Origin of the sequence: Actinomadura geliboluensis (assembly GCF_005889745.1) — a bacterium.
GTDB classification, from domain to species: domain Bacteria; phylum Actinomycetota; class Actinomycetes; order Streptosporangiales; family Streptosporangiaceae; genus Spirillospora; species Spirillospora geliboluensis.
Window position 1 is genome coordinate 1 of record NZ_VCKZ01000063.1, and the last position, 13,248, is coordinate 13,248.

The 13,248-nt window shown below is 66.8% G+C and carries 15 protein-coding genes and 1 pseudogene; 10 read left to right on the forward strand and 6 right to left on the reverse strand.

The genetic code is table 11. From position 1 onward, the window contains the following. Together ETD96_RS11705 and ETD96_RS11710 are read right to left on the reverse strand one after the other, a co-directional pair. On the reverse strand, positions 1–220 hold a 220-nt coding region (locus tag ETD96_RS11705), incomplete at its 3' end, for a hypothetical protein (RefSeq protein WP_205719220.1). Positions 221–662: 442 nt separating this feature from the next. Next, a complete protein-coding gene (locus tag ETD96_RS11710) occupies positions 663–1,109 on the reverse strand; it encodes a hypothetical protein (protein WP_138636339.1) in 447 nt (148 codons plus the stop codon). 270 nt (positions 1,110–1,379) lie between these two features. Here ETD96_RS11710 and ETD96_RS44605 point away from each other — a divergent pair, with 270 nt between their 5' ends. After that, positions 1,380–1,583 (forward strand): hypothetical protein, encoded by a 204-nt coding sequence (locus ETD96_RS44605; protein ID WP_171068977.1) that lies wholly within the window; start codon positions 1,380–1,382, stop codon positions 1,581–1,583. Between the two features lie 391 nt (positions 1,584–1,974). On the opposite strand, the gene ETD96_RS11720 is transcribed toward ETD96_RS44605, so the two are convergent. Continuing rightward, positions 1,975–2,574, reverse strand: coding sequence for a restriction endonuclease (locus tag ETD96_RS11720; RefSeq protein ID WP_171068978.1), 600 nt, complete (start codon positions 2,572–2,574; stop codon positions 1,975–1,977). 975 nt (positions 2,575–3,549) lie between these two features. Here ETD96_RS11720 and ETD96_RS11725 point away from each other — a divergent pair. The 6 genes from ETD96_RS11725 to ETD96_RS48070 all read left to right on the forward strand — a co-directional run bounded on the left by ETD96_RS11725 (position 3,550) and on the right by ETD96_RS48070 (position 8,065). Continuing rightward, positions 3,550–3,798, forward strand: a complete 249-nt coding sequence (locus ETD96_RS11725; RefSeq protein ID WP_138636341.1) for a hypothetical protein — start codon at positions 3,550–3,552, stop codon at positions 3,796–3,798. A gap of 500 nt (positions 3,799–4,298) precedes the next feature. Then, positions 4,299–4,427, forward strand: a complete 129-nt coding sequence (locus ETD96_RS47540) for a hypothetical protein (protein WP_274704602.1) — start codon at positions 4,299–4,301, stop codon at positions 4,425–4,427. A 920-nt stretch (positions 4,428–5,347) separates the two neighbouring features. Then, positions 5,348–6,010, forward strand: coding sequence for an RNA polymerase sigma factor (locus ETD96_RS11730; RefSeq protein ID WP_138636342.1), 663 nt, complete (start codon positions 5,348–5,350; stop codon positions 6,008–6,010). Next, on the forward strand, positions 6,007–6,294 hold the full coding sequence (locus tag ETD96_RS11735) for a hypothetical protein (protein ID WP_138636343.1): 288 nt from the start codon (positions 6,007–6,009) through the stop codon (positions 6,292–6,294). Before ETD96_RS11730 ends, ETD96_RS11735 begins: the two co-directional genes overlap by 4 nt. Positions 6,295–6,488: 194 nt before the next feature. Further along, positions 6,489–6,728, forward strand: coding sequence for a DUF397 domain-containing protein (locus ETD96_RS11740; RefSeq protein ID WP_138636344.1), 240 nt, complete (start codon positions 6,489–6,491; stop codon positions 6,726–6,728). Between the two features lie 695 nt (positions 6,729–7,423). Beyond that, positions 7,424–8,065 carry a transposase gene (locus ETD96_RS48070; RefSeq protein ID WP_171068979.1) on the forward strand — a complete coding sequence of 214 codons (642 nt, stop codon included), beginning with the start codon at positions 7,424–7,426 and terminating at the stop codon, positions 8,063–8,065. 304 nt (positions 8,066–8,369) lie between these two features. Here ETD96_RS48070 and ETD96_RS11750 read toward each other — a convergent pair whose 3' ends face one another. The 3 genes and pseudogenes from ETD96_RS11750 to ETD96_RS11760 all read right to left on the reverse strand — a co-directional run. Further along, positions 8,370–8,714 carry a hypothetical protein gene (locus ETD96_RS11750; RefSeq protein ID WP_138636346.1) on the reverse strand — a complete coding sequence of 115 codons (345 nt, stop codon included), beginning with the start codon at positions 8,712–8,714 and terminating at the stop codon, positions 8,370–8,372. A 27-nt stretch (positions 8,715–8,741) separates the two neighbouring features. Next, the gene (locus ETD96_RS11755; protein ID WP_171068980.1) at positions 8,742–9,395 is read right to left on the reverse strand and encodes a restriction endonuclease; all 654 of its coding nucleotides are present in this window, start codon (positions 9,393–9,395) and stop codon (positions 8,742–8,744) included. Positions 9,396–10,013: 618 nt separating this feature from the next. Beyond that, positions 10,014–10,424: pseudogene (locus ETD96_RS11760) on the reverse strand (helix-hairpin-helix domain-containing protein); the annotation flags it as partial. Positions 10,425–11,443: 1,019 nt separating this feature from the next. Here ETD96_RS11760 and ETD96_RS11765 point away from each other — a divergent pair. From ETD96_RS11765 to ETD96_RS11775, 3 genes are read left to right on the forward strand one after another with little or no spacing between them, the layout of a single operon-like run. Next, entirely contained in the window at positions 11,444–12,457 is a 1,014-nt protein-coding gene (locus ETD96_RS11765; RefSeq protein WP_138636348.1) for a hypothetical protein, read from the forward strand. Continuing rightward, on the forward strand, positions 12,388–12,765 hold the full coding sequence (locus ETD96_RS11770; RefSeq protein WP_138636349.1) for a hypothetical protein: 378 nt from the start codon (positions 12,388–12,390) through the stop codon (positions 12,763–12,765). The genes ETD96_RS11765 and ETD96_RS11770 overlap by 70 nt, the downstream gene beginning before the upstream one ends. Further along, on the forward strand, positions 12,722–13,228 hold the full coding sequence (locus ETD96_RS11775; RefSeq protein WP_138636350.1) for a hypothetical protein: 507 nt from the start codon (positions 12,722–12,724) through the stop codon (positions 13,226–13,228). The genes ETD96_RS11770 and ETD96_RS11775 overlap by 44 nt, the downstream gene beginning before the upstream one ends. Positions 13,229–13,248 lie beyond the last annotated feature (20 nt).

The window sequence follows — 13,248 nt, forward strand, 5'->3', positions numbered from 1 at the left end:
CGGCCAGGTCGCGGTAGTAGCCGCGGCGGGTGGCGTCGCTGCGCTGGCCGCGCAGCCAGGCTGCGGTCAGCAGCCGCAGGCCGTAGCGGTCGCCGGGATCGTCGGGCGGCAGCGCGGGCAGCAGCGCGACGGCCTGCCCGATCGGATCCAGGGCCTGCCCCACTCCCTGTTCCGGGACCGGTGTGGGGACGGGTGGGCCCGCCTGCGCGGGCAGCACCATCGTCGCCTCCAGAGGCGCCTCCGGGGCCGGCTTCGGTTCGGCGTGTTGAACGACAAGTAAATGTCAGCGATTGCGTCAAGTATGACAGTGCCTAGAACTGATGAATCGAACGGCTACGGTGCGGAAGGCGTTCGATCTTCCCTGGTGAGGGGACTGGCTCTCGGTGGTGAAAGACTATTGTTTTTCACGTGTTCGAAATGCTGTCCCTCCATTTTTCTCGGGCTGTCGGGTGCTCGCTCGGTTCAGGGAGGGGGCGTGGGCAGGCTGCCGCAGCGCGTCTGGCGTCAAGTTTGTCAGTGACGCGTCAAATTTGTCAGTGACGCGTCAGGCACGTCAGTGGCGAACAGTAGAGGTGGCTTCGAGTGGCTTCTTCGGAGACGGGGGCCCGCACCGACTGTGAGTACGCCGTAATGCAGCAGGGGGATGCGGGTTGGTGATGCCGTCAGTGGCTGGTCGGGCGAGCGCTCCAGCCGGGATCGCTACCGGCGTCGAAGTGATTGCGGTAGTCGACCCAGGCGTCGTTGTTGGCGGTCATTGAGACCAGGCGGTGGAACGGGATGGCTATGGGCTGGTGACCACCGGCGGGGGAGAAGCGCAGGGCGTCGTCGTTGACCTCGAGGACGCGGCCCGTGAGCAGGTGCAGGTTGGTTTCGGGCCGCGGGCCGATCTCCACCAGCAGGACGGCGTCGAGGGAGCAGATGAGGTGTTCCAGGATGGCGCGCAGATTCTGGCTTGCTTGGCCTGAGGTGTCGTCGGGGACCCAGGTCCGGCGTCCGTCGAGGAATTGTCTGATGTCACGGTCGGAACCGGTCTGGGTGTCAGGGGTTGAGTGCTTTGGTGGTGTCAGCAGCGGGTGGCGTGAGCGGATCTGTGCGCGGGTGTCCCGCACGGTTGGTGTCGGGCGCGGCTGGAGTCCGTCGTGTTCGGCGTCGTGGGGTTGGTAGGGGTAGGCGAGTCGGGCGAGGTCGAGGAGTTGCTCGGCCGTCGGCCTGGTGACGAGTGTGCGGGTGGGGATGCGGGGGCACTGGCGCGGTCCGACTCGATGTGAGCCTCGACCTGGCCGGCGGAGTCCGCCGATGCATAGACCGTCCGGCCCGTCTTAGCCCTGGTCAAGGCGCCTGCAACCTAGCCGTGCAGATAGCGGCCATAGCGAAGCTGTGTGGGCAACTCGAAGGTGAGCAGTGCTCCGCGCTCCATCAGGGAACTGGTCGGCCCCACCCGCGGCTACCCGGCCGGAGCACTCAACGATCGCCCCGACCGAGGACTCGGCCAGCACTGGTGGTACCAGCTGCCTGCCGATGACCTCACCTCCGCGCAGCTGTCCGCCACCATCGGGCTCCTTACTGGCCCGGACGGCTGGTAATGGGCTACGCTGCGGGGATACCGCCCGGCCCCTTCGAGGGCCGGGTTTACTTACTTCCCGCACAGCTTCCCCGGTCGTACGGCTGGCCCCATGGGCGCCGCTGCTAGGACTGCGTCCGCTCGTGAACCGTCGAGGGCCTCAGCGCTGATCGACAACGGTGCCGGAGAGTACCTGCCGCAGCTCAGGGCGACGAAGGCGCCAACGACTTGACCTTCCCAAGGGCACGCCCCTCCACGCCGCGACCCCCTCGGCGTCAAGTGCGCCGACGCCGACGCCTACGCCCGCACGCTGGAGCAGCGCGGCGCCTCCTTGGCCACGGTGCGCCGCAAGCTTGCCGCGGTCACAGCCGGCCCGACGCGCTTCAGGCGCAGTAGCCCGAAACTCCGGGCCGTCATATCACGAGTGACGTTCCGGCCATCCAAGAGCCGAGTTCCTCTCGGCCAATCAACACGAGCCTGCCTCGCCCCTCTGACTGTGCTTGCACGGTATATCCAGAGTTGGTGACCAAGACTCCGCGGTGCCCCGCATATGTGCTGTGCACGGCCCCGATGAGGTTGCGAATGCGGTCGGCAGGCACCTTCCTGGCTTGCCGCTTGCACTGGACGGCGATCTTATGTCCATCAGGTGTGCGCGCCGTGATGTCCACGCCCCTGTCTCCGCTTCGGCCGATGACCGCGACGTCCCGGTATCCGTCGCGGCGGAGGAGATCGGCGATCAGTTCCTCGAATTCCGTGCCGGTCATCACGTCGACGCGCTCGAACCTGGCGATGCTCTTCAGCCGTTCCTCACGTTGGTCGGCCTCGTGCTTGGCGGCTTCGTTCAGGACCGCGATCGCACCGGCCAGGACGATCAGCAAGACCAGGACGCCCACGAGCCACGGCCAGTAGTCCTGCACGACGTGGATCAGGACACGAACGACGGTCACGAGCAGCCACGTGCCTGCCGCCCCGGCGAGAAGCGAACCGGAGGCGATACCTGTCGTGACCAGCACTGTCCGGACGATCGAGGTCTCTCGCGGTTCGATAGGAGAGGGGTGATCCATGGGCGTCTCCGGTTCACACGCTTTGGGGCATGCCGATGACTTCGGGTTCGGCTCGATGCTGCTGGTGCAGGACCGTGACGGTGGGCGATGGCATCACCTACGAGAACGAGCAGAACAGGTCGACGTCCACCGGCGTGGCCTGTTTGGACCCGATCGCGGAGGCGACCTTCTCGGCGATATCACCAGCGATGCGACCGCCGAACTTCACGACACCTGAGTGGACTCCACCCGCTCGGGGAGAAGGCCGGAGTCTGAGCGGCAGCAGGGCTCGATTGAGTAGTTGGCTGAGTAGTTGGCTGAGTGGTTGGCTGAGTGGTGCGGATCGGTGGCCCGCTTGACGCGAACGAGTCCGTCGTTGTGTCCGAGCAGACATCGCCCCCGTTCTGGGCACTCCGTTCGAGGAGCGGAGAATACGCTGCGGTGCCGGCGGCGGTACCCATCGCCAAGCCGCATACCGTGATGTTGTGACCCTATGGCCAGAACGTTTCGCTCGTCCCAGTTGAAAGCTGACTCGCAGATAGCGGTGATGAACGCCAATCTCACATGCACTCCAGCGGCCTTGGCGTCAAATTTCCCAACACCTCTCGAGTCGGGGGGAGGCTCCCGCGATGTCGCTCACGGCGATGCGCCGTTACGTCCGGTGCTGTCACAGGATGAAGGTACAACGCCTCTGCGACATTTCCCGGCTCCCTATCGAATCCCGCACAGCGTCACCCAACGCCTCTATTCGACGAAACCCCAGGCATTCGACCAAGACGTCTACGCCGGGTTCTTCGGCCGCAACATCGCCGCATTCAACGCGTTCTTAGACGACGTTATCGCCGAGTCGCGCCACCCGAAGGGCGTGGGAGTTGAGGCGCGGGGGGCCAAGACCCTGAACATAACTCGGTCGTCCGGATATGGAGACGGACAGCCGACTGGGGCATGCTGGCCGTGGGGCACGGGGCCGCTGCCGGGGCGATCGACGGCACGTTGAACGTCGCCCGATCCGGCCGCACCTTCAGGGCGACGCTGCACGCGGACAAGTATCCGCCCCGGGAGTTCCTGCGCATCCCGCACTACACCACCAACGCCATGAACTCGATACTGCTCTTCGGCGGCCGCCGCCAGAAGACCATCGAGTACCTGCGCACCCGATGCCATGGGCAGTCGACCGTCACCTCTCAGCAGTAGGCGCACCCACGTGAACTCCAACGACACGACACCCGGGCCTACCGGACACCCGCAACCCTCGCATGCGGGCCCCCGCTACGCGGGATTGTGGGTTCTCTGGACCGCGTTCCTGTCTTTCGCGCTCAGCGTCCCGCTCCTGTACTTCCTGGCCATCGGTCCGGCGGTCCTCGGCGCGCTCCTGGCACTCTGGGTCGCCATGGCTCAAACGCCGCGCGAGGCGCCGCGGCCGACGCGACCTCCTCGCGCCGTTGTGGGTGGTACTGGTCGGCCTCTCGCCCGCCCTGCTCCTGTGGGTGCTGGTCCTTCCCCGCCTCATATCAAAAGGGCTCTTCGACTGAAGATGACCCCGAGCAGAGCCGCAGTGCCCCAGGTCCTGCTACTGCTGGCGCCCCTTCCTGCTCATTGCCGGCTGCGCGGGCGGCGGCAAGTCCGCCACCCCCCGGACCGTTCCGGCGTCCGTCTACACGACGACGTCGCATGCCGCACGCAACAAGTGGGACGTGGCAATCGTCAAGGGGACGTACCTGGGCCATCTGCAGACCGCGAAGGTGGTCGACGAAGCTGCCGGGCGCACCGAGAACGGGGAGGTCCGGCGACTGGCGACGGGAATCAAGAAAGACAGAAGCTAGACCCGCTGATCCACGAGTGTGGGGCGGGTCCGCGCACCCAACCTAACACGGCCCGCCCCGCAGCAACCTGAGCCGACGCCGGCGGGCCATGCCGCATCCGACGGCGCGTGGCCCGGTGCCGCACGCCGACCGAGCCTGTGCCGCCCGCGTTGGAGGTTCACCGGGTACGGGCCCGATCCGCCGCTGCGGATGCCCGCGACGGGCGGGCGTTCACCCGTCGCCGAGCGCGCCGCAACCTCCTTTCATCGAAGTCGGGCCACTGTTCTCGGGGTGAGGAACCAGGCCACGGTCGTCTCGGAGTCGCTTCCCCACCTCGACGCAGCCCGCGGCCGCCCCAACGGGCTGAGGAAACGAGTTGAAGAAGCGGTCCCCGGGGCGCCGCTGAGAGTGCCGATGGCGTCCTCGTGCAGGTAGCTGCCCGGATACCGATTGGCTCTGCGCCAACGACTCGGTGTCTGTCTGCTCAGGGTTGTGCGGCGGTGGGTGCATGAAGCCGCCGGCACGTCGCTGATCCGGGGGGAGGGGGGACGCCAGACGGCGCGTGCGGTGAACCAGGGTGTTCCGTCATCGGGTCCTCCCAGGACCGCCGACCCTCCGGTCGCCGGTTCGCGGTTATTTATCAGACTAATCCAATGCAGCATGGGGCGTTTTAGACTTTCGGGTTTGTTTTGCCGGCCGATAAACATCATCGTGGCGTGGAGCACTCATATTGGTGAGTCGGCCGGTTCGAGGGCCGGCTCGTGCTGAGCGAGTTCCGAAAGATCACGTTGATGGGGGAGCCGTGGTCGAGCAGGCGAACGGGGCTAAGGCGACGGCCGTTGCGGCCGGTGCTGAGGAGGGGTCTGCGGCGGTGCTCGGGAGGCGTCTGGAATCCATACCCTGCGGTGGCCTCCGCCGCAGGCTGCTCCTAGGAGAACAACGTGACCTCACGGTCGGACGACACGCCGTCGCGGCGGGCGCTGGCCCTTGCCGACCTCGCTCCTCAGCCCTGCCCCGCACCCGCTGCGGCGCTCAACGACGCAGAACTGTTCGAGACGTGGGGAAAGTCGGACGTGCCCAGCGCGCACCTGGGGGTGCTGCTGGACGACTTCCGGCAGTTTTTCATCGAGGTGTATCCGCGCTTGGTCGCGGTCCTGACCGTGCGCACGCGCGACAGGTATCTCGCCGAAGACATTGCTCAGGAGACGATGGTGCTGGTCATCCGGAATTGGCAGCGTGTCTGCCAGGCCGATCAACCGGTCGCCTACGCGATGAAGATCGCCATGCGGCTGATGGGCAGGCTCGTCCTGCCCGTTTTCGAGGGCGTCCAGGACGTGGTCCCACCGCGCCGGGACCCGGAGGGGCGCCCCGTCGATGAGAAGGTGATCACTCGGATGATGGTTCAGCGTGCCGTCATGGCGTTGCCGCCGCGGCAGGCCGAGATCGTGATCCGGGCCTACCTGTTGGAACAAGACACCAAGACCATCGCCAAGGACATGGGGATCGCGACCTCTACCGTCCGCGTGCAGCTGCTCAACGGCCGCCGCGCGCTGCGAGCGTCCCTGAGTCCGCTGCGATCGGATGGAGAAAGGAAGAACCGATGAGCCCGGCGCGGATTCGTGAACTGCTCCAGGTCCTTTCCGTCGGGGATGCACCAGAGGCCCTGGCGGCGCTTGCCCAGCTGGTAGAAGCGCAGGCGATCAGCGCCGTGCCGATCTTGGACGAGGGCGACCTGGAAGTGGCCCTGGACGAGGCGGCACGACGGTTGGCGGAACGGAACGGATTGCAGGTCCCGATGGGCTCCGCCACACGGGAACCGGTGCTGGACCAACTGCCGCCGCTGGACCTGATCGCCGCCAGATCCCAGGAACCCGACGGCTGGTTCTGAGGCGCTCGGGCTTCCGTCGCCCTTTCAGGCCGGACTGACTCAACCGTTCAATCTTTGATCACAGCGGAACCCCGCACCCCGCGAGACACGGGGTCCCACCGCGCGTGGCGCGCCTGATTGCCGCAGGAACGCCGCGTGGAACGAGCCCTGACCGCTCGGCAGGTTTGCATCCATCGAACAGAGAAGAGGCCCGCATGCTCAGCCTAGACGAACCATCCCGCCCGCAGCGGGGCTTCCACCAGGCCAGGTGGCGCAAAAGCAGCCGGTCCCTGACGGCCGACGACTGCGTCGAGGTGGCAGTCTCGACCACGGGTCGAATCGGCATACGTGACAGCAAGGCCCCCTCCAGCGGGCTCGTCACCATCGCCCCGCACGGCTGGCGGCAGTTCCTGGGCCGTATCAAGAAGGGAGAACTCGACCTGCCGCCGGCCTAACCCGGCCCGGTCGCCCAGATCGCACCCCAGGGGCCCGGCCCCGGCTGGAAAGCCACTGCGGGACCAGTTCGCGGTAGGTCCGGCGGACGACCACCCTGGCGGCACCGCCAGCGGCGCCAGCGGCGACAGCGGCGACAGCGGCGACAGCGGCGGAACGCCGGCGGTCGCGCCGGCGTTCCGCTCCGCCGCAGCAGCACTCAAGCCGCAGTAGCACTCAAGCAGCAAGGACTCAGACCACCGGCCGCGGGACGGCAACACCCTCGCCGCCGGTCACCTCGCAGACGGGCGTTCGTAGCGGCGAGAAGTAGCGATGGCCGTCGCGACTACGCAACACCCGGACGCTCAGGGCCGGGGCCAGCTGCCCGGCCCGCCTGGGCGCGCGGTCTTCGCCACGACGAGAAGGAACTGGCCCATGCCGTCCAAGGCTGGCCGGTACGAGTACGAGTACTCATGCGCCGCCTGTGTGGCCCACGGCCCGGCGCTGCTCCACTCAAGTTGCCGACACCCGACCACGTCCCCCGGAGCCACACCAGATGTGGCAGGTGCGCAGGGTTGCGTCTGGACTTCCAGCACGGCCGGGAAGGCACTGCTCGATGGAACGGAGGTGTCCCGCAGTGCCCTCATGCCCAGGGGCGTGTCCCATGATCTTTGCTGTCGGTTAGGTGCAAAAAGGGGCCGGTAAAGATCACGAACGAGTGACGGGCGGCCGCGAAGCACTCGGCCGCTCGCGCGGCGGCCTGACCACGAGAACCCACCTGGTCGCCGACCGGCGGTGCCGTCCGATCGCCCGGATCACCTCGCCTGGTCGGCACGCCGACGGCCCCAAGTTCGTCGCGCTGATGGAGTCCGTCCGGATCCACCGCCGCGGTGTGGGCCGACCCCGCAAGAAGCCGGCCCACGCCTTTGCCGACAAGACCTATTCCTCCCTCGCCAACCGCCGCTACTTGCGGCGACGCGGCATCAAAGCCGTCATCCCGGTCAGGAAGGACCAGGCCGCCCACCGCGCCAACCGAGGCTCCAAGGGCGGACGGCCCCGGTCTTCGACCGGGACGCCTACAAGGAAGGCAACACCGTCGAACGCTGCGTCAATAAGCTCCGTCAGCACCGCGCGGTGGCCACCCGCTACGACAAACGCGAGGCCATCGACCAGGGCACCCTCGATGTCGCCTCGATCCGCATCCGGCTCCGCCACCCAGTCACATGATCACTGGGCGATACTTCAAGACGATGATCAGCGACTATCCGGCCAAGCAACGATGACTGGCGACGGCCCGATCCCGCTACCAGCCATGATCCCGCCGACGATGCCCGTAAGCACGGGAAACGACTGTCCATAACCGGTCGAGAGGCCCAACCCCGCGCTCTACCTCGCGAACGGTGCGGCACAAGTCCCGGCCGAACCCCAAACACGACACGCGCAGCCGCGCGGTACCGCTCAGCCGAATCGCCCCGACCCGCCACTCGCTCGCGGCGGCCCAGCTCCTGCCCACGCAACGATGCTATGACCAGCACGAACGTGCTGCAGACGCGGCGGCTGATTGAAATGTCCCGGGGATCTTGGACACGAAGGGCGTGGGCGCGTTCGCTTCGGCGAGCGGGGCAAGGCGGAGGCCGAACGATGACGGCAGCGGCGGCATCGCATCACCCGACGGCGTCAGGGGCGTCATCGGCCGGGGCGGGATCGGCCGGGCCGGAATCGGTGACGAGCTCGCCGTGGGGGCGCAGGGTCTGCGTCGAACGGTCAGCGATCCAGTCAGTGACCTCACCGTGGGCATCGGTGAGTCGGACCGACATGCGCACGCCAGCGGAGGATTCGGAGAAGACCACCAGAGCCTGGTCCCCGCCGACCTGTCCGGAGCCGACCGCGAAGGCCGCCCTCTGTAGGTTCCCTGCCGCCAGCGGTACCGGCCGCGCCACGATGATCCGGGCACTGACCACGGCGCTGAGCGCGGTCAGGCGCGACAGCTGCTCAGGATGGGCCCGCATGCGGACGAACGCCTCGATCGACTCGCCTCAGTCGGCCGGGCGAAGGACCAGATGGTCCATCTCGACGCGGAAGTCCCCGGACTGGCCGGCAGCTTGAGCCACCACCTGGCGCAGGTCCGCTCTGTCCAGGCTGTCCGCCACCAGTTGCACGGTGCTGCTGACCTGTGCGCCCTGCGCGTCGAAGACCGCCGTGCCCGTGGTCAGCGGAACCGACTGGAGGCGTCCATTGAGGCAGATGCGGCCGGAGACCGAGACCAGCCGATCCCTGGTCACGTCACGGAACTCCAGGCTCGGCTGCCCCAGCCGGCCGAGAGGTCCATCGGCGGGGATCGGCCGGTCCGGGGTGACCAGTTCGATGCCGTGGTACCCGGCCTTGGCCACCGCGCCCCCGGTGAAACCGCTGGAGGAGACCAGCACCATCTGGTCCAACTCCAGATCGGCCTGCTTGGTGCGCGCCTGCTCCACCCAGACGATGTCGGACGCCCTGCGGTGGTCGCGGCATTCCACGCCGATCCGAAACTCCCTGCCCTGGACACGGCTGGTGATCAACACATCGACCTCGCGCAGCCCTGCTCCCGTACGGTCGGGCAGCAACGCCGACTCGATCACCGCGGCCTGCGCATCCACATGCGACCTGACGAAGTAGACGACCGCCTGGAAGTCGTTCGAGCGCTTGGGCACCAAACCACGCTATTTCAGACGACTCCGGAAGGCGGGAATCCTCCGCGACAGCAAGGGCCCTCCTCCGGTGGCGTCGAAGGCTACCGCGCCGGCGCGCGGCGCGGCGCGCTCGGGCGGGACGGGGTCCAGGGCGCCTCGCACGGCCCGGTCACGTCCCCTGGCCGGTCCCGGAGTTCGCGAGCGGTGAGCGAGCCGGAGGAGCCGGCGTCACCGGCGCGCACTTCGGTGGTCGCGTCCGTACGCGCGGTGCTGGTCCGGCCGCAGAACGAGGAGTAATGCATGATCCCCCTGGTAGCCCTCGGATGCGCCCGGCGGCGCGGGCCTTCACGGGTTATAGCCCAGCGCGACACAATCGGTCAGGGATTCGAAAAGATTCGGGTGCGGCCAGGCAGGCGGCCGACGCGGGGCTCGTCAACGTCGGCGCGCGCAGGGAGATCAGCGGCCAGGGCGTCTCGACGATCTCGGCAGGCTGGTCGGCGGCATGATGGCCGTGGCGACGTACCGCTGGGCCAGCGCGGAGGCGCGGACGTTGCCGCCAGCGGTGATGCCCGACGGCAGCGGCGGCGCGACCTGGCCGGTGCGGACCTGGCGGTGCCGGGCGAGGCGGCGGCGCCGATCGGCGCCGAACGCGGCGACGTTGGTGAGGACGCCCTCCAGCAGCATCCCGGGTTCGAGGTCGGAGAGCTTGTCGACGCCCTCCTTGAACACGGCGGTCTTGAACGCCGGGCGCGGGTCGCGGCCGGGCTTCTCCAGCTCGGCGAGGATGTCGGTGACGGTCGGCAGCCCGAACGTGTCGTCGACGAAGTCGCCGGGCTTGAGCGCGCGCAGCGCGGCGGTGTTGCCGATGAGGCCCTTGATGTCATCGCCGGCCGCGTCCAGGATCCGGCGGACGACCGGGTACGCCTCCGGGTGCACGCTGGAGGCGTCCAGCGGGTCGTCGCCGCCGGGGATGCGCAGGAAGCCCGCGCACTGCTCGAACGCCTTCGGCCCGAGGCGGGGCACCTCCTTCAGCCCGGCGCGGCTGCGGAACGTTCGGCGGAGTTCGTTCCAACGCAGTTGGTATGGGATGTGCTGTACCCCGCCCTGCCGGCCTTGCTTGCCGTTGCGGCTGCCGGCGATGGCGCCCGAAGTCTTGGCCCAGGCGGGGGATGGGCAGCGGGACGTCCATCGAGGGTGGACGTCGTATCAAGGCGGTCAAGGCAGCCGAAGGATCCGTGCGCGGCCGCGGTGCTGAGTCTGATCGGCAGTATCTGTGCAGATCCGGGCATGGGGCAAGCGTCACGGCAACCCGGGCCGGTGACCGCGGGCGCATCCCGGCCAAAGCGATAGGGCAATACCAGGCCGTGTAGTGCTACGAAGGGCCCATTGTTCGTTCATGGGAACTTTGGTGATCGGCCGATCAGCTCATTCGCCTCGACTGAGAGTTAACTGCTGAACGCGTTGTGGACAAAACGCTCGGCACAGGATTCCTTGCAAGTGCTCTACCTGACCTTATGGCTTTCCTGTTTGCGTATTGGAGTTGCACTCTGGAATCCCTTCTTTTCGGTCTGACTGAAACTGGATAGCGGTCTATCCGGAAAAAGGATGATTCCTTCTTCCTGTCCCACCCTTCCCTTGTTTGACCAGCGACACTGGCATAAGTGGGCGTGAGGGGGGTGGTCGCATCTGGCGGCGAGAGGGGTTGCGCATCGGTGCGGGGTGCGTCAAGATCACATTCGCTCCGTCCGTCGCCAATCGAAATTTCTGTTGCGGTCTGCTGCATTTCCTCTGACAAGTCTCACGGCAAACAGGAGGGCAAGCACGTGTTAAAACGGCTTGAGCGACTGAGCATCCGGGTTCTTGTGGCCGTTGGTGCTGTAGCTGCTCTACTGCTGGGGTCCGGCGCCGCTCTTGCCTCGCCCGGCAGCGAATTCACCCCTAGCCCCGATCCCGCCGCAGCTCCCTCGAGCAGACCAGCGGCCGGCCCGGAGGCCCTGGTCAGGAGCGGCAGCCGCCCGGTATCGGGCAAGACTCCCCGGGCTGGCCCACCGTTCAGCCAAGCCAGCGGAGTGTGGCAGGTCAACACCTCGATGGCCGTCCTGCGTAACACCGTCACGGACGCGGACGGCGACACGGCAAACCTGACCTTCGAGGTCTGGACGACTGACGCCTCCGGCAACCCGAAGTCCCAGGTCAAACTCACCGATGCCAACCCGTACGGTGTCCTGGTATCCGACTTCGTCGCCTCGGGCAAGACCGCGCAGGTCACCGTACCCTCCGGCCCCCTCAAGCCCGGCGTGACTTACGCATTCCACACCTCCGCCTACGACGGCAGCCTGTATGAGACCACCTGGTCCCCGTGGGCGAAGTTCAAAATCCGCAATCGCGCCGTCGACATCAAGCTCCCAGAACCGGACAAGGACGCGCCCACGCTGAATCAGGACGATTTTCAGCAGCCGCAGCAGATCCCTCAGCCTGCCTGGGATCCTGATGTCCCTTCCGGTGGTCAGCCAGGAACGCAAAGCGCCCCCGCCCAGTCGGTCGCACCACGCGTCGATGGACGCAAGGGTTGGAGTTGCGGGGCACTCAACGAGAAAACCGGGATCCAGCCCTGCACGCGCATTGTGCGCAACGTCAACGACAAGACCCGCAAGGCTCTTGCCGCAGCCACGGCGCGAATCAAGTCCGCGCCGCTGGTGGATTGGTGTGCAGGCCTCGCCAACTCGCATATCAAGCGCTATGAGGCCTGCCTTGCCACCTTCACATACGAATACGAAGGCGTCATCATCCGGGACGGCAAGCCCACTGGCGAGGTCATCAATGCTTCCTGGGCCATCCACCACGAATATCAACTGAGCGGTAACAGCGGCCTTACTACCGAGAAGCTGGCCCTGTTCCCTGTCGGGCCAATCGATTCGAGATTCGGCCGGATCACGCTGAACGTGGACTTCAACTGTGTGGCGGCCAACTGCGCCACCGACACCACCTCCATGCACTGGGACGGTGCCCTGGAATGGGCCCCCTGGCAGACGAGCACATCGCCGAAGGAACCATCAACCATTCCTGGACCGGCGGATCTGTAACTGGTGTCACCGAGAACGTCTACCTGTGCACGAAAATCAGCGCCTGGGCGCAGATGGCGAACCCGTCCGCGGCCCGCTACGGCGCCGCCGACGCGGCGATCCGCTGCGACACCGTTTCCCAGAACACTCCCGGCTGCACGTTCTCCAAGTACGTGCCAACCTGGACCTTCAACACCAAGAAATATCCCGCCGCTGCCGCACACGCATGGTTGATCCAGGCCAAGTCACCCAACCACCCCGGGAGTCAAACAGTACGACAAGCCGATGCTCTTCCTGCCGGCGGCGGGGAAGAACTCCTGGAACCGTGACCCGCAGAAGAACCGCGATGTGATCTGCCCGACGGGATGGGCCAAAACCTATGGTCACCCGGAAACAACACGCCTCACAGAGATCAGCAGCACTGATGTGGCCAGCTGTGACGAGTTCGCCTTCGCCGCCTCCTACAACTCTGGCGGGATGCCCGCCACCATGGACGGCCTGAACCCGGTCACCTCAGGCGACCAGTGCTTGCAGACGTACGCCAAGCGCGTCACACAGGGCGAGTGGCACCTGTACGACGACGAGCGCAAGCCAGCGCCGACCTTCCAGGAGGTCTGTGGTCGCTCGGCGATGTCCAACTGGATGAACACCGGCTCCATGGCACCCTTCTCCGGCGGCTTCAGTCTGAAGTACCGGCTGCTGGACAAGGACCCCTACTGGGTGAACACCCCGGGCTTCCAGAACTGCAACGCCGCCGCGGTGCCCGTGCAGTGCACCGTGACGCTGCCCTAGCCGGGCCCCAACCACACCCG